The 18,574-nt window shown below is 71.6% G+C and carries 17 protein-coding genes; 9 read left to right on the top strand and 8 right to left on the bottom strand.

Features of this window, described 5'->3' with window-relative positions; translation table 11 throughout:
• Positions 1 to 79 precede the first annotated feature (79 nt).
• On the bottom strand, positions 80 to 1,282 hold the full coding sequence (locus ACGF5O_RS42050) for a sensor histidine kinase (protein WP_393815220.1): 1,203 nt from the start codon (positions 1,280 to 1,282) through the stop codon (positions 80 to 82).
• 118 nt (positions 1,283 to 1,400) lie between these two features.
• On the opposite strand from ACGF5O_RS42050, the gene ACGF5O_RS42055 reads away from it, so the two are divergent.
• Entirely contained in the window at positions 1,401 to 2,423 is a 1,023-nt protein-coding gene (locus ACGF5O_RS42055; protein WP_393815221.1) for an SAM-dependent methyltransferase, read from the top strand.
• Between the two features lie 111 nt (positions 2,424 to 2,534).
• On the opposite strand, the gene ACGF5O_RS42060 is transcribed toward ACGF5O_RS42055, so the two are convergent.
• A complete protein-coding gene (locus ACGF5O_RS42060) occupies positions 2,535 to 3,686 on the bottom strand; it encodes an NADH-quinone oxidoreductase subunit D (protein ID WP_393815222.1) in 1,152 nt (383 codons plus the stop codon).
• 31 nt (positions 3,687 to 3,717) lie between these two features.
• Here ACGF5O_RS42060 and ACGF5O_RS42065 point away from each other — a divergent pair, with 31 nt between their 5' ends.
• Both ACGF5O_RS42065 and ACGF5O_RS42070 read left to right on the top strand, forming a co-directional pair.
• Entirely contained in the window at positions 3,718 to 4,221 is a 504-nt protein-coding gene (locus tag ACGF5O_RS42065; RefSeq protein ID WP_393815223.1) for a PH domain-containing protein, read from the top strand.
• Complete coding sequence (locus ACGF5O_RS42070) at positions 4,218 to 5,546, top strand: PH domain-containing protein (RefSeq protein ID WP_393815224.1); 1,329 nt, start codon at positions 4,218 to 4,220, stop codon at positions 5,544 to 5,546. Before ACGF5O_RS42065 ends, ACGF5O_RS42070 begins: the two co-directional genes overlap by 4 nt.
• Before the next feature lie 211 nt (positions 5,547 to 5,757).
• Here the strand turns inward: ACGF5O_RS42070 and ACGF5O_RS42075 are convergent, their stop codons facing one another.
• Both ACGF5O_RS42075 and ACGF5O_RS42080 read right to left on the bottom strand, forming a co-directional pair.
• Entirely contained in the window at positions 5,758 to 6,972 is a 1,215-nt protein-coding gene (locus tag ACGF5O_RS42075) for a hypothetical protein (protein ID WP_393815225.1), read from the bottom strand.
• 97 nt (positions 6,973 to 7,069) lie between these two features.
• Positions 7,070 to 8,182: an alpha/beta hydrolase gene (locus ACGF5O_RS42080; RefSeq protein ID WP_393815226.1), complete on the bottom strand. Its 1,113-nt coding sequence runs from the start codon at positions 8,180 to 8,182 to the stop codon at positions 7,070 to 7,072.
• 224 nt (positions 8,183 to 8,406) lie between these two features.
• Between ACGF5O_RS42080 and ACGF5O_RS42085 the strand changes: the two genes are divergently transcribed.
• The 6 genes from ACGF5O_RS42085 to ACGF5O_RS42110 all read left to right on the top strand — a co-directional run bounded on the left by ACGF5O_RS42085 (position 8,407) and on the right by ACGF5O_RS42110 (position 13,467).
• Complete coding sequence (locus tag ACGF5O_RS42085; RefSeq protein WP_393815227.1) at positions 8,407 to 10,218, top strand: phosphatidylglycerol lysyltransferase domain-containing protein; 1,812 nt, start codon at positions 8,407 to 8,409, stop codon at positions 10,216 to 10,218.
• A 100-nt stretch (positions 10,219 to 10,318) separates the two neighbouring features.
• Positions 10,319 to 11,212, top strand: coding sequence for a dihydropteroate synthase (gene folP / locus ACGF5O_RS42090; protein ID WP_393815228.1), 894 nt, complete (start codon positions 10,319 to 10,321; stop codon positions 11,210 to 11,212).
• Positions 11,209 to 11,712 (top strand): nuclear transport factor 2 family protein, encoded by a 504-nt coding sequence (locus ACGF5O_RS42095; protein WP_362592890.1) that lies wholly within the window; start codon positions 11,209 to 11,211, stop codon positions 11,710 to 11,712. Before folP ends, ACGF5O_RS42095 begins: the two co-directional genes overlap by 4 nt.
• A gap of 248 nt (positions 11,713 to 11,960) precedes the next feature.
• Positions 11,961 to 12,320 (top strand): dihydroneopterin aldolase, encoded by a 360-nt coding sequence (gene folB / locus ACGF5O_RS42100; protein ID WP_362592893.1) that lies wholly within the window; start codon positions 11,961 to 11,963, stop codon positions 12,318 to 12,320.
• Complete coding sequence (gene folK / locus ACGF5O_RS42105; protein ID WP_393815229.1) at positions 12,317 to 12,928, top strand: 2-amino-4-hydroxy-6-hydroxymethyldihydropteridine diphosphokinase; 612 nt, start codon at positions 12,317 to 12,319, stop codon at positions 12,926 to 12,928. Before folB ends, folK begins: the two co-directional genes overlap by 4 nt.
• A 50-nt stretch (positions 12,929 to 12,978) precedes the next feature.
• The gene (locus ACGF5O_RS42110) at positions 12,979 to 13,467 is read left to right on the top strand and encodes a DUF3180 domain-containing protein (RefSeq protein WP_393815230.1); all 489 of its coding nucleotides are present in this window, start codon (positions 12,979 to 12,981) and stop codon (positions 13,465 to 13,467) included.
• A gap of 268 nt (positions 13,468 to 13,735) precedes the next feature.
• Here the strand turns inward: ACGF5O_RS42110 and folE are convergent, their stop codons facing one another.
• The 4 genes from folE to tilS form a co-directional block, all read right to left on the bottom strand.
• Positions 13,736 to 14,341 carry a GTP cyclohydrolase I FolE gene (gene folE / locus ACGF5O_RS42115; protein ID WP_393815231.1) on the bottom strand — a complete coding sequence of 202 codons (606 nt, stop codon included), beginning with the start codon at positions 14,339 to 14,341 and terminating at the stop codon, positions 13,736 to 13,738.
• A 136-nt stretch (positions 14,342 to 14,477) separates the two neighbouring features.
• Entirely contained in the window at positions 14,478 to 16,517 is a 2,040-nt protein-coding gene (ftsH, locus tag ACGF5O_RS42120) for an ATP-dependent zinc metalloprotease FtsH (RefSeq protein ID WP_393815232.1), read from the bottom strand.
• Between the two features lie 209 nt (positions 16,518 to 16,726).
• Positions 16,727 to 17,287, bottom strand: a complete 561-nt coding sequence (gene hpt, locus ACGF5O_RS42125; protein ID WP_046730905.1) for a hypoxanthine phosphoribosyltransferase — start codon at positions 17,285 to 17,287, stop codon at positions 16,727 to 16,729.
• Positions 17,288 to 17,363: 76 nt separating this feature from the next.
• Positions 17,364 to 18,476, bottom strand: coding sequence for a tRNA lysidine(34) synthetase TilS (gene tilS, locus ACGF5O_RS42130; protein ID WP_393815233.1), 1,113 nt, complete (start codon positions 18,474 to 18,476; stop codon positions 17,364 to 17,366).
• Positions 18,477 to 18,574 lie beyond the last annotated feature (98 nt).

An 18,574-nucleotide genomic window follows, 5' to 3' on the forward strand; every position in this document is an offset into this window, starting at 1 on the left:
CCGTTTCTCGTTCTCGTTCGGCCGCCGGTCGTCGGCCGGGGGGGGCGTGACAGGTGTCAACCGGGGGCGTGCGTCTGCGTCAATGCGCTGGTTTGAGCGGGAGCAGGGCACTGATGCGGAATCCTCCGCCAGGGCGGGGGCCCGCGTCGAGGGTGCCACCCACCATGCCGACGCGCTCGCGCATGCCGATCAGGCCGTGTCCCTGGCCGTCGGCGCCGCCCTCCTCGTACATCTCGTGCGGGGCGCCCTTGCCGTCGTCCTCGACCAGCAGCCCGAGTCCGTCGTCGAAGTAGACCAGCCGCACGCTGGCGCCCGTGTTGGGGCCGCCGTGCTTGCGGGTGTTGGTGAGCGCCTCCTGCACGATCCGGTACGCCGTGAGCTCGACGCCGCTGGGCAGCGGGCGCGGGGTGCCCTCGACCTTGAAGTCGACGGGCAGGCCGGAGCTGCGGCACTGCTCGATGAGCTCGTCGATCTGCTCGACGTCGGGCTGCGGGACGTACTCGCCGACCTCCTTGTGCTCGCCGGTGCGCAGCACGCCGAGCAGGCGGCGCATCTCGGCGAGGGCCTGGCGGCCGGTGGAGGAGATCGTCTCCAGGGCCTTCTTCGCCTGGTCGGGGGCTGCGTCCAGGACGTAGGCGGCGCCGTCGGCCTGGACCACCATCACCGACACGTTGTGCGCGACCACGTCGTGCAGCTCGCGCGCGATCCGGGCGCGCTCCGCGGCGACCGCGACCTTGGCCTGCGCCTCGCGCTCCTTCTCCAGCCGGGCGGCCCGCTCCTCCAGCTGCGCGAAGTAGGCGCGGCGGGTACGCATGGAGTCGCCGAGCACCCAGGCGAGCACGAACGGCACCGTCTGGAACAGGACGATCGCGACGTGCCCGGGGAAGCTCGCCTCGTCCTGCGGCCACCGGATCTGCGCCAGGGGCGCGGCGGCCAGCCCGGCGTAGAGGCCGAGCCGGGACGACCAGCGCGCGCCGACGGCGGCGGTCGTGCAGACGATCACCAGCATGGCGAAGTTGGCGACGGTCGTCTCCACGTCCAGCACCAGCTGGGCGAGGCCGGTGGCCGCGGCCAGCAGCAGCATGGGCTCCGGGAACCGGCGGCGCAGCGCCACGACGACGCTCATCACGACGGACACGGCCACCATGGCGGCCCTGGATCCGTGGTGCTGGGCCTCGCCGAGCTTCCAGATGCTCGCGCCGGAGATCCCGAGCAGGACGACGGCCCAGAAGCTGTCGACCCATGTCGGGTGCCTGCGGAGGAAGTCATAGAGGCGCTGCACGTAACCCAGAGTAGGGAAGCGTGATAGGTGCAGGGGTCAACCGGAGGGCCGATCCCTGTTCCGCGCGCGTACTCCGCAAGGTGGAGAAGGTGATCACCTGTGCGCCTAGTCTGGCCCGGTGACGGATGAGGCGACGCGAGAGACGGCCGACGACGCCCGTGGCTGGCGTGCGGCCACCGAGGCGGCCCTGTACGGCCCCGGCGGCTTCTACCGCCGCCCGGAGGGCCCGGCCGGGCACTTCCGCACGTCGGTGCACGCCTCGCGGCTGTTCGCCGAGGCCGTGGCCGAACTGCTGTGCCGGGTCGACGAGGCCCTGGGCCGCCCCGAGGCGCTCGACTTCGTGGACATGGGCGCCGGCCGGGGCGAGCTGGTCAGGGGCGTGCTCACGGCCCTACCCGCGGACGTGGCGGCACGCACGCGTGCGTACGCCGTCGAACTCGCCGACCGCCCGCCGGGCCTGCCCGACCGGATCACCTGGCTGACCGAGCTCCCGCGCACGGTCCGGGGCCTGCTCTTCGCCAACGAATGGCTCGACAACGTGCCGGTCGAGGTCGCCGAGGTGGACCCGGCCGGGGTGGCCCGCCTGGTGCACGTCCGGCGGGACGGCACCGAACTGCTCGGCGAGCGTGTGTCGGGCGCGGACGCGCAGTGGCTCGCGAGGTGGTGGCCGCTGGGCACGGAACCGGGGCTGCGCGCGGAGATCGGGCTGCCCCGGGACCGGGCGTGGGCGTCCGCCGTCACCAGCCTCCAGCGGGGGCTCGCGGTGGCCGTGGACTACGCGCACACCGTGGACACGCGTCCCCCGTTCGGGACGCTCACCGGCTTCCGCGAGGGCCGCGCCACGGTGCCCGTGCCGGACGGGGCCTGCGACATCACGGCGCATGTGGCGCTGGACGCGTGCACGGCGCTCGACCCGGCGCTCAGGCTGCCCGAGGCGCTCCTGTGCACGCAACGCGACGCCCTGCGCGCCCTCGGCCTGATCGGCGCACGCCCCCCGCTCACGCTCGCCTCCACGAACCCCGCCGGGTACGTGCGCGCGCTCGCGACCGCGGGAGAGGCCGCCGAGCTCACCGCCCCCGGCGGCCTCGGCGACTTCCTGTGGCTGCTCCAGCCGGTGGGCATGGAGGACGCGCTGCTCTGAGCGTTCCGCTGAGGAAGCGTCGCGATCTGTCGTCTGCGGCGCCGTTGCGGCTGGTCGCGCCCACGCGGCGGAGCCGCATATCGATACAGCCCCGCGCCCCTTACGGGGCTCCTACTTGTCGATGTCTCCCACCACGAAGAACAGCGAGCCCAGGATGGCGACCATGTCCGCCACCAGGGTCCCCGGGAGCAGTTCGGTCAGGGCCTGGATGTTGTTGTAGGACGCCGAGCGCAGCTTCAGCCGGTACGGGGTCTTCTCGCCCTTGCTGACGAGGTAGTAGCCGTTGATGCCGAGGGGGTTCTCGGTCCAGGCGTAGGTGTGGCCCTCGGGTGCCTTGAGGACCTTGGGAAGCCGCTGGTTGACCGGTCCCGGCGGCAGGTCGGCGAGCCGGTCCAGGCAGGCGTCGGCCAGGGCCAGGGCGTTGTGCGTCTGCTCCAGGAGGCACTCGAAGCGGGCCAGGCAGTCGCCCTCGGTCCTGGTGACGACCTTCAGGGTGTCCTGGAGCTCGCCGTAGGCCAGGTAGGGCTCGTCCCGGCGCAGGTCGAAGTCGACGCCCGAGGCGCGCGCGATGGGCCCGCTCACGCCGTACGCGTGCACGGCCTCCGGAGCGAGGACGCCCACGTCCCGGGTACGGCCGCGGAAGATCTCGTTGCCGAGCACCAGGTCGTCGAAGACGTCCATGCGGGAGCGGACGGCGGAGACGGCTTCACGCGCGCGTGCGGTCCAGCCGGCCGGCAGGTCCTCCTTGAGGCCGCCGACACGGTTGAACATGTAGTGCATGCGCCCGCCGGAGACCTCCTCCATGACGTTCTGGAGCTCCTCGCGCTCGCGGAAGGCGTAGAAGACCGGGGTGATCCCGCCGAGCTCCAGCGGATAGGAGCCGAGGAACATCAGGTGGTTGAGGACCCGGTTCAGCTCGGCGAGCAGGGTGCGCGTCCACACCGCGCGGACGGGCACCTCCATGCCGAGCATCCGCTCGACGGCGAGGACCACGCCCAGCTCGTTGGAGAAGGCCGACAGCCAGTCGTGGCGGTTGGCGAGCATGATGATCTGCCGGTAGTCGCGGGCCTCGAAGAGCTTCTCCGCGCCCCGGTGCATGTAGCCGATCACCGGCTCCGCGGAGACGATCCGCTCGCCGTCCAGCACCAGCCGCAGCCGCAGCACGCCGTGCGTGGAGGGGTGCTGGGGGCCGATGTTGAGCACCATGTCGGTGCTCTCGGCGGCGCCGCCGATCCCGACCGTGGTCTGCGTCGTGGGCGTCATGGACCCAGTCTCCCCTACGTACGCTGGCCCTATGGAGACGGGGAGCGCCGCCGGCGCCGAGACCACGGGGACCGAGCCGGTGTGGACGGGTTTGCCGCCCGGCCTGCTGCGGATGCGCCGGCTGCTGCTGGTGGTGTGGCTGGGGCTGCTCGCCCTGGCCCTGGGACTGCTGCCGGGCCTGCTGGCGGGCCCGGTGTGGGCGGCGTTCGCGCTGCTGCCGCTGGCCGTGCTGGCCTGGGGCTGGGTGCTGCTGGGCCGCAACTGGCGTTCCTGGCGGTACGCCGAGCGCGCCGACGACCTGCTGATCAGCCGCGGGGTGCTGTGGCGCGAGGAGACCGTGGTGCCGTACGGGCGGATGCAGCTGGTGGAGGTCACCTCGGGGCCCGTCGAGCGGCACTTCGGGCTGGCCAGCGTGCAGCTGCACACCGCTGCCGCGGCCACCGACGCGACGATCCCCGGGCTCGACCCGGCCGAGGCGGAACGGTTGCGCGACCGGCTCACCGAGCTCGGCGAGGCCCGATCGGCGGGACTGTGAGCGCGCCGGGCGTCGAGAGCGCCATAGGCGCGGGCAAGGCCGTGGGCGAGCGGCGGCTGCACCCGGTGACGCCGTTCCGGCGGGCGTGGGCGCCGGTCGCGGTGCTCACCGGCTGGGCGGTGCACGACCCGAACCAGGCGCAGGAGCAGCTGACGAAGCTGACCACGACCATGGTGCTCGGCGGGCTCGCCGCCCTGGTCACGGCGGGTGCCCTGTACGGCTTCCTCACCTGGTGGTTCACCTACTTCTCGGTGACCGACAGCGAACTGCGCATACGCACCGGCCTGTTGTTCCGGCGCACCGCGCACATCCGCCTGGAGCGGATCCAGGCCGTCGACATCACCCAGCCGCTCCTCGCGCGCGTGGCGGGCGTCGCCAAGCTGCGGATAGACGTCGTGGGCACCGACAAGAAGGACGAGCTCGCCTTCCTCGGCCAGGGCGAGGCGCGGGCGCTCCGCGCGGAGCTGCTCGCGCGTGCCGCCGGGTTCGCACCGGAGACGGCGCGCGAGGTCGGCGAGGCGCCGGCCCACGAGCTGATGCGGGTGCCCCCGGCCAAGCTCGCGCTCTCGATCGTGCTGACGGGCGCCACCTGGGGCTCCCTGGCCGCCGCCCTCGTGGCCCCGCCGCTTCTCTGGCTGGCCACCCACAGCGTGTGGACGGTCCTCGCGACCGCCGTACCGCTGCTCGGCGCGGCGGCCACGACCAGCGTGGGGCGGTTCGTCGGCGAGTACGACTGGACGGTCGGGGAGTCCCCGGACGGGCTGCGCATCGACCACGGGCTCCTCGACCGCACGCACGAGACGGTGCCGCCGGGACGGGTGCAGACCGTGCGGATCGTCGAGCCGCTGATGTGGCGGCCACTGCGCTGGGTGCGGGTGGAGCTGGACGTGGCGGGGTCGGCGAACTCGGTGCTGGTCCCGGTCGCCCCGCGCTCGGTCGCCGAGTCGGTCGTCGCGCGCGTGCTGCCCGGTGTGACCGTCCCCGGTGAGCTGCTGCGGTCGCCGGGGCGGGCCCGCTGGTGCGTGCCGCTGTGGTGGCGCGGGTACGGGCTCGCGGTCACGGACGCGGTGTTCGCGGCGCGGCACGGGCTGCTGCGCCGGAAGCTGTCGCTCGTCCCGCACGCCAAGGTCCAGAGCGTACGGCTGACGCAGGGGCCCTGGGAGCGGCTGTGGGGGCTCGCGGACGTTCATGTGGACACGGGGGCCGACAAGACCGTCACGGCCCGGCTGCGGGGCGCCCAGGAGGCCGCGGCACTGCTGCGGGAGCAGGCCGAGCGGTCCCGCACGGGGCGCCGGGCGGCGCGGCCGGACCGCTGGATGGCCTGACGGCCGGGTCGGTCCGTGGTCGGGACGGTCGGCGGTCGGGACGGTCGGCGGTCGGGACGGTCGGTGGTCGGGTGCGGGTGAGTGGGGGTTTGTCGCGCGGTTCCCCGCGCCCCTGAAAGCAGGGCGCCGCGGTGAGCGCCCCTTCAGGGGCACGGGCAACTGCGCGACCAGCCACGACGGCGCCGCACCCGGCCACCGGCCGCCCGCGTGTTCAGGAAGCGGCGCTGCGCAGACCGCCGAGGTTGATCTGCTCCGTCTCGTCGTGCGCGGTCAGGTCGATGACCTGGCCGACGCCCCGCGCCTGCGCGTCGGCGGGCTTGAACTCGGCCTCGGACTCGGCCTTGTGGAGCGCGAGCGCCTCCTGGCCGACGACGTCCGCGAGGTCCTCGTTGCGCACGGTGTCCAGGCCGCCCGCGGGCGAGCCCTTCTGGGTGCCGAAGAAGTCGAAGCCGCCGGTGACCAGCGGGCGCGGGATCGGCGCGGCCGGCAGGACCGCCACCGCGGTCGGCACCGTGAAGTGTCCCGAGGGCTTGACGGACTTCGCGGACGGTGCGGGCGCGGGGTGGGCGTCCTGCTCCGCCGGCGCCGGGGCGGTGTCCTCGCCCGCGTCGGGCCCTTCCGTGCTGGCGGCGGCCGCGCGCGCGTGCCCGTCGGCCGCCTCGGGCTGCCCCTGCGCCTCGTCCTCCGGCGCGGTCTCGGGCCCGGCGGCCGTCTCCGCCGTCCCCTCGGCGTCGGTGCCCGCGTCGGGCCCGTCCTTCGCGAGGTCCTTCGCGGTGTCCTTCTCGTCGAACCGGGCCAATGCCACCTTGGCCCGCAGGAACAGCTTGGAACCCTCCGGCGAGAAGACCGCGGGAACCGTCTCCTCGACCGTCAGCGCCTCGGCCTTGTCCCCGGTCTTCTCCTCGACGGCCGCCGCGGACTGCTCCGCCGCGTCCGCCTCCCGGGCGGCCGGCAGCTCGTTCGACGGCTCGGCGGCCTCGATCTCCAGCAGGCGGCGGCCCTCCAGGGCGCTCGCGCGCTCGGTCTCGGCCGTGGCGTAGCGGCGCAGCAGGGACGCGTGCTCGTTGCGCAGACCCGCCAGCTCCGACCGCTTCGCGCGCAGACGCTGCTCCAGCTTGGCGCGCAGCTCCCGCGACTCCTCCAGGTCGGTCTCCAGCTCGGCGATCCGCTCCTCGTGGCGCCACTCGTCGCTCGCACGCGCGCGTGACAGGTCGGCCACCTGCTTGCCCGCCTCGCTGTCCCAGCGCCGCATGACGGCAGCGCCGACGGCCGCGGTGGCCGCGGCTATCGCGGCCAGGGTGCGCAGCACCGTCGGTTGGGAGAACAACCAGGGGCCAAGGGCGCATGCGAGGGAGACACCGGCGATCGCCGAGGGAGGCAACAGCCTGTGCAAGGGCGGTGAATGACGGTGACGTCCACGTGGCATGGCCAGAAACTTACCGCGCGTAGGCGAATCGTGGTGCCCCGGGCCGTAAAAACACAGCGACAACGAAGTCTTCACACGGTATCGGGAAGGGCGGGCCTCAGCGGTCGCTCAACCGGCCGCTGATCCACTGGAGCGTCGCGGGAATCTCGCGGCGCCAGGTGTTGAAGTTGTGGCCGCCGCTGTCGAGGATGATCGACGAAATCCGGGTCAGCTTCGTGGCCTCCGCGCTCGCGATGAATTTCAGCGTGGCCTTGTAGTTGGTTTCGCCGACTTTGCTGCTGGTGACCAGCAGGGAGGTGTCCGGGGCGGGCTCGTGCTTCAGGTACCACCAGAGGTCCGCGCGGTTCTCGAGATTCCGGTCGCCCTGGAAGAGGTCGCCGGTCGTGGCGTCGTGGGGCGCCTTGTACGACGGGGAGAGCCCGGCGCCGGCCCCGTACACGCCGGGATGGTGCACGGCGAGCTTGAGCGCGCAGTAGCCGCCCGTCGAGTCGCCGACGATTCCCCAGCCGCCCGGCTTCACGGTGGCCCGGTAGTGCGCGCGCACGGCGTCGGGCAGGTCCCTGGCGAAGAAGGTCTCGGTCTGCGGGCCGCGCGGGACGTCCACGCACTCGGTGTCCCGGGGCGGCGCGACCGTGGGCCGCAGCATCACCAGGATCGTCGGCCGCATCTTCCCGTCCCGGACCAGGTGCTGCGCCGTGCGCGGGTAGTGCAGCTTGTCGACCAGCGCCCGCGCGGTGCCGGGGTAGCCGCTGAGGACGACCACCACCGGGAACGTCCGCGTGCGGTACTGCGGCTGGAAGTACTCCGGCGGCAGGTACACGTACGCGGGCGTGGCGATGTGGGTGGTACGGCCGACTATGCCGACCTGCTGGAGCTGCCCGGCGGTCGTCGGCAGCGAGCCGCCCATGCCGTGCACCTCCGAGGTGGACACCACCTGGAGAGGGCCGGCCGCGTGGTTGACGACGACGCCCTGGTCGGTCTGGGTGCCGAACAGGTCGGCCCAGCTCGCGTAGAAACCGAAGGCCTGGTTGACGGCTATCCCGACGCACGCGAAGAGCGCCAACTGGGTGGCCAGCAGAAGACCGACGCGGCCGCTTACGGCCTGCCAGGTCCGGCGGCCCAGCCGGGGCCACAGCCACACCGTGCCTACGAACAGCAGTACGGCGACCAAGATCGCCAATGCCAGCAGTTTATTGCTCGTGAGACCCATGAGGTGCTTCCTGCCTGCGCTTTCCCCCGAGACCACCGCCACTTTCAGCGAGGCTTGCCCCGGGCTTTCCCTGGCCTTTGAACCGGCTTTCCGGTGGGGAGTGAACCTCTCCCCCCGAGACACCGTCCTAGAGGGCGCAATGTCGCCGGATGCCCGAATCGGGCCCGGATCCAAGGTCTCTCGCAGAACTACGGGATGCGATGTCTGTCAGGATAGATGGGGAAATGTCGGGCGAGGTTCCGAGCCGATCAGGCCGGGCGCGGCGCATGGTCCGCGGCCCGCGCCCTGAGGCCGTCCCCGCTCTGGTCGGCAGGGCGTGCGCGGTCGTGGGCGTCCTGGACATCGCGGCGGGCGTGTTCCCGCGCTTCCGTCACAGCCGTATGCACGCCATGGCCGAGGTGCTGCCCGGCTCGCTCGGCCCGTTCGCCGCGGCTCTCTCGCTCAGCGTCGGCGTGCTGTTGCTGCTGCTCGCGCACGGGCTCAAGCGGCGCAAGCGGCGGGCCTGGCGGGCCGCGGTCGTGCTGCTGCCGGCCGGCGCGGTCTCGCAGTTCGTGTACCGGCACTCGGTCATCGGCGCGCTGATCTCCCTGGCGCTGTTCGTGCCGCTCGTGCTCCACCGCGACGAGTTCAAGGCGCTGCCCGACCCGCGCAGCCGGTGGCGCGCGCTCGCCAACTTCGTCCTCATGAGCGCCGGTTCGCTCGCGCTCGGCCTGGTCATCGTCAGCGCCCACCCGAAGCGCACGATCGGCGACCCGAGCCTGGCCGACCGCATCACCCACGTCCTCTACGGCCTGTTCGGCTTCGAGGGCCCCGTCGACTACGAGGGCTCCACCTCCTGGACGGTCGCCTTCTCCCTCGGCGCCCTCGGCCTGATCACCGCCGTCACCACCATCTACCTCGCCTTCCGCCCCGAACACCCCGCCGCCCACCTCACCGAGGAGGACGAGGCCCAGCTGCGCGCCCTCCTCGTGAAGCACGGCGCCCGCGACTCCCTCGGCCACTTCGCGCTCCGCCGCGACAAGGCGGTCGTCTTCTCGCCCAGTGGCAAGGCGGCGGTCACCTACCGCGTCGTCTCCGGCGTGATGCTCGCCAGCGGCGACCCGATCGGCGACGTCGAGGCCTGGCCCGGCGCCATCGAGCGCTTCATGGACGAGGCCAAGGCCCACTCCTGGACCCCCGCCGTCATGGGCTGCTCGGAGACGGGCGGCGAGGTGTGGACCCGCGAGACCGGCCTGGACGCGCTCGAACTGGGCGACGAGGCGGTGGTGGACGTGGCGGATTTCTCGCTCGCCGGACGCGCGATGCGCAACGTGCGCCAGATGGTCAAGCGCATCGAGCGGGCCGGCTACGAAACCCGGGTACGGCGTATCCGTGACCTCGGCGACGCCGAACTCGACCGCATCCGCCGCGCCGCCGAGGACTGGCGCGGCACCGACACCGAGCGCGGCTTCTCCATGGCGCTCGGCCGCATCGGCGACCCCGCCGACGGCGACTGCCTGATCGCCACCGCCCACAAGGCGGACGAGACGCCCGGCCAGTACGGCGACCTCAAGGCGATCCTGCACTTCGTGCCCTGGGGCACCGACGGCGTCTCCCTCGACCTGATGCGCCGCGACCGCTCGGCCGACCCCGGCATGAACGAACTCCTCATCGTGGCCGCCCTCCAGGCCGCCCCGAAGCTCGGCATCACCCGGATCTCGCTCAACTTCGCGATGTTCCGCTCCGCCCTCGCCCGCGGCGAGAAGATCGGCGCCGGACCGGTGCTGCGCGCCTGGCGCGGACTGCTGGTCTTCCTCTCCCGCTGGTTCCAGATCGAGTCCCTGTACAAGTTCAACGCCAAGTTCCAGCCCCGCTGGGAGCCGCGCTTCGTGGTCTACCGGGCCTCCGGCGACCTCCCGCGCATCGGCCTCGCCGCCATGCAGGCCGAGGGCTTCGTCAGCCTCGCCCTGCCCCTCCCGCGCTTCCTGCGCCGCCAGCCGCCCGCCCCCCGCCCGTGCGCCCACAGCGTCGCCGAACAGGGTGTACGAGCGGCCTGACCCCGGGACCGGCCCGAGCGGACGCCCCGCCCCCTCCGGCCCGGGGGCGCCGCTCGGGCCACGGGGACCCGCCACCGGGCCCGGGGCCTACGCTGAACGTATGAGCAACCACAGCGGACGTGGCCAGGTGACAGGGCTTCCGGCATGGGACCGGTGCGCGGTCATGGGGGTCGTGAACGTCACCCCCGACTCCTTCTCCGACGGCGGCCGCTGGTTCGACACGACGGCCGCCGTCAAGCACGGCCTCGACCTCGGCGCCCAGGGCGCCGACCTGGTCGACGTCGGCGGCGAGTCCACCCGCCCGGGCGCCACCCGCGTCGACGAGGACGAGGAACTGCGCCGGGTCGTCCCCGTCGTCCGCGGCCTCGCCTCCGAAGGAGTCGTCGTCTCCGTCGACACCATGCGCGCCTCCGTCGCCCGGCAGGCCCTCGCGGCCGGCGCCGCCCTCGTCAACGACGTCAGCGGCGGCCTCGCCGACCCCGACATGATCCCGGTCGTGGCCGACTCCGGCGCCCCCTTCGTCGTCATGCACTGGCGCGGCTTCCTGGAGGGCGGCAACGTCAAGGGCGTGTACGACGACGTCGTCGGCGAGGTCCTCGACGAACTGCACGCGCGCGTGGACGCCGTCCTGGCCGGCGGCATCTCCCCCGACCGCGTCGTCGTCGACCCCGGCCTCGGCTTCTCCAAGAACTCCGAGCACGACCTGACCCTGCTCGCCCACCTCGACCGGCTGCACGCCCTGGGCCACCCGCTGCTCGTCGCCGCCTCCCGCAAGCGGTTCCTCGGCCGGGTCCTGGCCGGGCCCGAGGGCGCACCCCCGCCGGCCCGGGAGCGCGACGCGGCGACGGCCGCCGTCTCGGCGCTCGCGGCGCACGCCGGCGCGTGGGCGGTGCGCGTCCACGAGGTACACGCCACGGCGGACGCGGTACGGGTCGCGCGCGCAATAGAAGGAGCGCGCACCGGAACGGACACACCGGGCGAAGGAGCCCGGTGAGCGCCCCCCACACCGACGTCGAACAGGTCGAGGCCGCCAACACCGCCTTCTACGAGGCACTGGAGAACGGCGACTTCGAGACCGTCTCCTCCCTCTGGCTCACCCCCGCCGACCTGGGCGTCGACGAGGAGTACCACGACCCCGCCGACAGCGGCGTGATCTCCTGCGTGCACCCGGGCTGGCCGGTGCTGACCGGCCGCGGCGAGGTCCTGCGGTCGTACGCGCTGATCATGGCGAACACCGACTACATCCAGTTCTTCCTCACCGACGTGCACGTCTCCGTCACCGGCGACACCGCCCTGGTGACCTGCACGGAGAACATCCTCAGCGGCGGCCCGGCCCCCGAGGGCGGCCAGGAGCTCGGCCCGCTGGTCGGCCAGCTGGTCGTCGCCACGAACGTGTTCCGGCGCACCAGGGACGGCTGGAAGCTCTGGTCCCACCACGCCTCCCCGGTGCTGTCCGAGACCGACGAGGACGAGGAGGACGACACGCCCTCCTGAGCACGGGACCCCCCTCGCGGCCCAAGAAGTGGCTGGAATCACGAACTCGCGAGTAGGTACGGCTACCGGCCCGTGAGCCGCCGGGTTCTCCGGGGGAAACACGCGATGAACCCTGCCGTACCCCGGCCGACCCCGTGCCCCGTGCCCCGGCTCTGTCAGTGGCCGCAGGTAGATTCATGTGTGGCCGGCCCGTCGCCCGTACGCGATGCCGCCCGGCCGCCACACCGACGATTGCAGGAGTGATTCGCGTGGATCGTGTCGCGCTGCGCGGCCTGAGGGCCCGCGGGCACCACGGTGTCTTCCCCAAGGAGCGCGAGGAGGGCCAGACCTTCATCGTGGACCTCGTCCTTGGCCTGGACACCCGGCCGGCGGCGGCCGACGACGACCTGGCGAAGACCGTGCACTACGGCATCGTGGCCGAGGAGGTCGTCGCCGTGGTCGAGGGGGAGCCGGTGAACCTGATCGAGACGCTCGCCGAGCGGATCGCCCAGGTCTGCCTCAAACACGAGGGGGTAAGAGAGGTCGAGGTCCAGGTCCACAAGCCGGACGCGCCCATCACCGTCCCCTTCGACGACGTCACCGTCACCATCACCCGGAGCCGAGTATGACCGCATCCTCCCTGCGGGGTCCCAGCGACCCGACCGTCCAGCCGGTGCCCGCCTCCGTCGTCGAGCAGGTCGACGCCGCCGACACCACCCTGTCCAACCCCAAACGAGCCGTGGTCGCCCTAGGCTCCAACCTCGGCAACCGCCTGGAGACCCTCCAGGGCGCCATCGACGCCCTGGAGGACACCCCGGGCGTCCACATCAAGGCCGTGTCGCCGGTGTACGAGACGGAGCCGTGGGGCGTCGCGCCGGGCAGCCAGCCGACGTACTACAACGCGATCGTGGTGCTGAAGACCACCCTCCCGCCGTCCTCCCTGCTGGAGCGGGCGCACGCGGTCGAGGAGGCGTTCAACCGGGTGCGGGACGAGCACTGGGGCCCGCGCACCCTCGACGTCGACATCGTCGCCTACGCCGACGTCGTCTCCGACGACCCGCAGCTCACCCTCCCCCACCCGCGCGCCCACCAGCGTGCCTTCGTCCTCGCGCCCTGGTACGACATCGACCCGGAGGCCCTGCTGCCCGGCCGCGGCACCGTCGCGGACCTCCTGGCGGCCGTCACCCGGCACGGTGTGGAAGCGCGTGGGGACCTGGAACTCCGACTGCCCGAGTAGTCGTTAAGGTCGAGACGACCACATCGCTGCGGGGGAGCTGAAGGAAAACAGTGAAAGAGCTGCGGATCAGGGTGCTGGCCGGCGTCTTCGTCGTGGCCGGAGTGCTGTCCTGGGCGGTCGCCCGCCTCTGGAACGCGGTGGGGACGCTGCCCAGCGTGCCGGTGGCCGCCCCGATCGTCCTCGCCCTGATCGCCGTGGTCCTGCTCGCCACCGCGCTCTCGCTGCGCGCCCGCCTCAAGGCCCAGCGCGAGCGCCGCCCCGGCGCCAAGGGAGTCGACCCCCTGATGGCCGCCCGCGCGGTCGTCTTCGGCCAGGCGAGCGCCCTGGTCGCCGCCCTCGTCGCCGGCATGTACGGCGGCACCGGCGTCTTCCTCCTGGAACTCCTCGACCTCCCCACCCGCCGCGACCAGGCCCTCTACGCGGCCTTCTCGGTCGTCGCCGGCATCGCCGTCATAGCGGCGGCCATCTTCCTGGAACGCGTGTGCAAGCTCCCGGAGGACGACGACAACGACCACACCGGGGTCGAGCCGGTGGCGTGACCCGGTCACCAGGGCTGACGTGCCAGGTGGCCGTTGACCAGAAACCCTGGATGGGGATCGAGGCGGTAGCTGTACAGGGTGAACGGCTTGGTGCTTCCGGCCTTGCGAGGACGAAGCCCACGGACCTCGCCCCCCGTCCAGCGTCCACAGCCGACGGCCCACGCCGTTCACGGTCTGCTTGCTCGGTAACCCGTAACCCACCCTGACCTCCCCGATCGGCACACAACGCACCGATGGAGGAGATTACGGGTCACCACTGACAATCAGTTCAGCGCGCCAGTATCAGGCTCATCGCCTCAGCGCGGGTCGTAGCGTCCCTGAGCTGGCCACGGACCGCCGACGTCGTCGTCTTGGCACCCGGCTTGCGGATCCCCCGCACCGACATGCACATGTGCTCTGCTTCGACGACGACGATCACGCCCCGGGCCTCGAGGATCCGCATCAGCGAGTCCGCGACCTGCGTGGTGAGGCGTTCCTGCACCTGCAGTCGACGCGCGAACACCTCGACCAGACGCGCGAGCTTCGACAGTCCCGTGATCTTGCCGGTCTCCGCCGGGATGTAGCCGACATGGGCCACACCATGGAACGGCAGCATGTGATGTTCGCACAGAGATACGATTTCGATGTCCTTGACCAGGACCATCTCGTCATGGCCGAGGTCGAACGTCGTCGTCAGCACCTCCTCGGGCGACTGCTGATTTCCCGCCAGAAGCTCGCGGTACGCCCGCGCCACCCGCGCCGGAGTCTCCCGAAGGCCCTCGCGGTCCGGGTCTTCGCCGACGGCGATGAGGAGTTCGCGTACGGCGTTCTCGGCGCGTTTCTCGTCGAAGTCGCCGATGGTGCCTTCGCCGTCCAGGGTCACGGGGTCGGTCATCTGGGTGCCTCGTTCCATCGGATATGCGCATGTGGATCACGCGCCTCATGTACAGGCATTACGGAAATGCCGCGCCCCCCAGGCTAGATCCTGGGGGGCGCGGCATCCATTCCGAGCCAGGTGAGGTCGGTGTGACTCAGCTCTCGGGTCGGTCCTCGGAGGCCTTCTCGACCGCCGTGGCGGGCTCGGCCGCCGTGGACTTCGCGGTGCTGATCGCCGGCGTCGAGCCGTTCGCCCCGTTGGTCAGTGCGAGCTCCCTCGGGGAGAGCACCGGCGGGCGGGTGGACGGCGTACGGCGGGAGGAGCCGGTCCACGCGGGGCGCGCGGGCCGCTTGTGGAGCGCCGTGAAGATCTCGGCGATCTCCTCCTTGCCCAGGGTCTCCTTCTCCAGGAGCTGGAGCACCAGGTTGTCGAGGACGTCGCGGTTCTCGACCAGGATCTCCCAGGCTTCGTTATGCGCGTTCTCGATGAGTTTCTTCACTTCCTCGTCCACCAGGGCGGCGACCTCTTCCGAGTAGTCGCGCTGGTGGGACATCTCACGGCCGAGGAAGGGCTCGGTGTTGTCGCCGCCGAACTTGATCGCGCCGAGACGCTCGGTCATGCCGTACTGCGTGACCATCGCGCGGGCGGTGGCCGTGGCCTTCTCGATGTCGTTGGCGGCGCCGGTGGTCGGGTCGTGGAAGACCAGTTCCTCGGCCGCGCGGCCGCCCAGCATGTAGGCGAGCTGGTCGAGCATCTCGTTGCGCGTGGTCGAGTACTTGTCCTCGTCCGGCAGGACCATCGTGTAGCCGAGGGCACGCCCCCGGGACAGGATCGTGATCTTGTGGACCGGGTCGGAGTTCGGAGAGGCCGCCGCGACCAGGGCGTGGCCGCCCTCGTGGTACGCGGTGATCTTCTTCTCCTTGTCCGACATGATCCGGGTCCGCTTCTGCGGGCCCGCGACCACGCGGTCGATCGCCTCGTCGAGCATCTGGTTGTCGATGAGCTTGCGGTCGGAGCGTGCCGTGAGCAGCGCCGCCTCGTTCAGCACGTTCGACAGGTCCGCGCCGGTGAAGCCCGGGGTGCGGCGGGCGACCGCCGCAAGGTCGACGTCGGGCGCGACCGGCTTGCCCTTCTGGTGGACCTTGAGGATCTCCAGACGGCCCTGCAGGTCCGGCGGGTCGACCGCGATCTGCCGGTCGAAGCGGCCCGGGCGCAGCAGCGCCGGGTCGAGGATGTCGGGCCGGTTCGTCGCGGCGATGAGGATCACGCCGCCCTTGACGTCGAAGCCGTCCATCTCGACGAGCAGCTGGTTCAGCGTCTGCTCGCGCTCGTCGTGACCGCCGCCGAGGCCGGCGCCGCGGTGGCGGCCGACCGCGTCGATCTCGTCGACGAAGACGATCGCCGGGGCGTTCGCCTTGGCCTGCTCGAAGAGGTCGCGCACCCGGGAGGCACCGACACCGACGAACATCTCGACGAAGTCGGAACCGGAGATCGAGTAGAAGGGGACCCCTGCCTCGCCGGCGACGGCGCGCGCGAGGAGCGTCTTGCCGGTGCCGGGGCGGCCGTAGAGGAGCACACCCTTGGGGATCTTGGCGCCGACGGCCTGGAACTTGGCCGGCTCCTGCAGGAACTCCTTGATCTCGTGGAGTTCCTCGACGGCCTCGTCGCAGCCCGCGACGTCCGCGAAGGTCGTCTTCGGGGTGTCCTTGGTGATGAGCTTCGCCTTGGACTTGCCGAAGTTCATGACCCGGGAGCCGCCACCCTGCATCTGATTCATCAGGAACAGGAAGACGACCACGATGAGGACGAAGGGCAGCAGGGAGAGCAGGACGCTGACGAACGCGTTCTGCTTGGTCGGCGCGACGGTGTAACCGTCGGGGATCTGCTTGTCCTGGTACTTGGTCTGCAGCGTGTTGGCGAGGGTCACGCCCTGGTCGCCGATGTAGCTCGCCTGGATCTTCGAGCTGCCGTCGACCTTCTCGCCGTTCTTGAGCGTGACCTTGATGGTCTGCTCGTCACCGGTGGTCAGCTTCGCCGATTCCACCTTGTTGTCATTGATCGCCGCCACGACCTGGCCGGTGTCCACCGTCTTGTAGCCGCCGGACGAGCCGACGACCTGCATCAACACGACCACGGCAAGGACGGCCAGCACGATCCACATGACCGGCCCACGGAAGTATCGCTTCACGTCCATCCATACGGAGCGGTGTCGCCCCGTCCCTCCTGCCATAGTGAGTTTGATAAGACAGTTCTTCTGACGGTACCCCAGCATTGTCGCCCGAAGCCGCACGAAGCCGCTCGGACGACTGGTGAAACCCGTCTCTGCATGCTCCAACGGCGCGAAACCCGCTGGGGTTCCCGATCGTCTTACGTAAGTGGACCCTCCGGCGTATCAGCCGGGGTTCAGCCGCCGTAGACGTGAGGCGCGAGCGTACCGACGAACGGGAGGTTGCGGTACTTCTCGGCGTAGTCGAGGCCGTAGCCGACGACGAACTCGTTGGGGATGTCGAAGCCGACCCACTCGACGTCGATGGCGACCTTGGCCGCGTCCGGCTTGCGCAGCAGGGTGCAGATCTTCAGGGTCTCGGGCTCGCGGGAGCCGAGGTTGTTGATCAGCCAGGACAGGGTCAGGCCCGAGTCGATGATGTCCTCGACGATCAGGACGTGCTTGCCCTTGATGTCGGTGTCGAGGTCCTTGAGGATCCGCACCACACCGGAGGACTGGGTGCCCGCCCCGTACGAGGACACGGCCATCCAGTCCATGGTGACGGGGGTGGACAGCGCCCGGGCGAGGTCCGCCATGACCATCACGGCGCCCTTGAGGACGCCGACGATGAGCAGGTCCTTGCCCGCGTACTCCGCGTCGATCTTCGCGGCCAGCTCGGCCAGCTTCGCGTCGATCTCTTCCTTGGTGATGAGCACCTGCTGGAGGTCGGCACCCATGTCTTTCGCGTCCACCCGCATCACTTTCGGTCGGTCGTCCCACCGGCCTACCCGGCCCATCGCAGGAGCACCGAGGAGCTCTCCGCGAGGTCGGGATTCAGCCTTGCCGAATCACCAGTCTGCCACCCTGGCGCTGGGCGACGACTTTGCCGGGGAGATTGATGGCTCCCTGGCCGCGCCAGCCGGTGATGAGGCGGTCGACTTCCTCGATGTGCCGGGCGAACAGGGAACCGGCCGGTGCGCCCGCCTGGATGGCCGCGCGGCGCAGGATCCGGCGCCGTACCGCGGGGGGCAGGGCGTAGAGCTTGGCGCACTCCAGGAGGCCCGCCGCGTCCCGTACGGAGACCTCGGCCTGGCTGGCCCAGGTGTCGAGGGCGTCGGCGTCGTCACGGGAGAGCTGGGCGGTGCGGGCGAGCGCCTCGACGACGCCCTTGCCGAGGGCTTTCTCCAGGGCGGGCAGGCCCTCGTGGCGGAGCCGGGAGCGGGTGTAGGCCGGGTCCGCGTTGTGCGGGTCGTCCCAGACGGGCAGGGACTGGACCATGCAGGCCTTGCGGGCGGTCTGCCGGTCCAGCTGGAGGAACGGGCGGCGGTAACGGCCGCCGGCCCCCGAGACCGCGGCCATTCCGGACAGGGAGCGGATGCCGGAGCCGCGGGCGAGGCCGAGCAGGACGGTTTCGGCCTGGTCGTCCCTGGTGTGGCCGAGCAGGATCGCGGCGCCGCCGTGCCGTTCGAGCGCGGCGTCCAGGGCCGCGTAGCGGGCGTCGCGGGCGGCTGCTTCGGGTCCGCCGTCGCGGCCGACGGTCACGGTGATGGACTCGACGGGGTCGAGGCCGAGTTCGCGCAGCCTGAGGACGACCTCCTCGGCGCGCAGGTCGGAGCCGGGTTGCAGGCCGTGGTCGACGGTGATGCCGCCCGCGCGGATGCCGAGCTTGGGGGCCTCGAAGGCGAGGGCGGAGGCGAGCGCCATGGAGTCGGCGCCGCCGGAGCACGCGACGAGGACGAGCGGGGAGGGGGGCCGCTCGTTCGGTGTCTGCTCCGGGATCTCGAGGACCTCGGGGAGGCCGCCGGCGGGGCGCGCGAGGCGCACGCCGATGCGCCCACCGGAGCGCTCACCGGCGGTACGGCTGTAGCGGCTGTCGTCGGTGAGGATGTCGTGGAGGACGCGGCGGACCGCCAGGCGTATCGCCGCGACCGCAGGATGGGGACCCATGTCCGGTTCCCTTCATGAAGTTTTCGGGGGGTGAACCCGAGACCGGTCACTCAGAGTGTGTAGATGGTGACAGAAACGGGCCGTTCCCTGAGCATCGC

The sequence above is a fragment of the Streptomyces sp. NPDC048291 genome, assembly GCF_043201715.1.
Classification (GTDB): domain Bacteria; phylum Actinomycetota; class Actinomycetes; order Streptomycetales; family Streptomycetaceae; genus Streptomyces.